Annotated in this window: 1 protein-coding gene; it reads left to right on the top strand. The window is 66.7% G+C overall.

What is annotated here, in order from left to right:
- Positions 1 to 427, top strand: a 427-nt coding sequence (locus NJC10_RS11175; protein ID WP_319076622.1) for a hypothetical protein, incomplete at both ends; no start/stop codon positions are given.

The raw sequence follows: 427 nt of genomic DNA, 5'->3' as shown, positions 1-427 counted from the left end.
GCCTTGCAGAGCCTCGCCTCCGTCGAAGCACCCGGTCTTGCCGACAAGCTCGACAAGCTCCGTGGCATCTGGGCCCAGCTCGAGGAGCTGCGGCCGCGCGCGATCATCGCTCTGAAGCAGGAGAAGGGGGCGCGTGAAGCCAGCCTGACGCCGAGCTGGGCCAAGATCAGCGATGCCTATATGGACGCGATCGGCGACGTCACCGCCCATGTCGACAACGCGATGACGCTGATCGACCCCGTGGTCGATCGCCTCCTGATCGCCAAGCAGGCGTCCTGGCAGGCCCGCGCCAATGCCGGCCAGAGCATCCTGGTCCAGTTCTCCTCCATCCTCGCCAACAAGACCTGGACCGCGGCTGATGGCGTTCTGTTCGCCGATCTGCGCGGCCGCATCCAGCAGTCCTGGCTGGTGGTGCGCGACCTCAGCC

The sequence above is a fragment of the Micrococcus sp. M4NT genome (assembly GCF_033790745.1).
GTDB lineage: Bacteria > Actinomycetota > Actinomycetes > Actinomycetales > Micrococcaceae > Micrococcus.
This window is presented reverse-complemented; position numbering and strand designations above follow the sequence as displayed.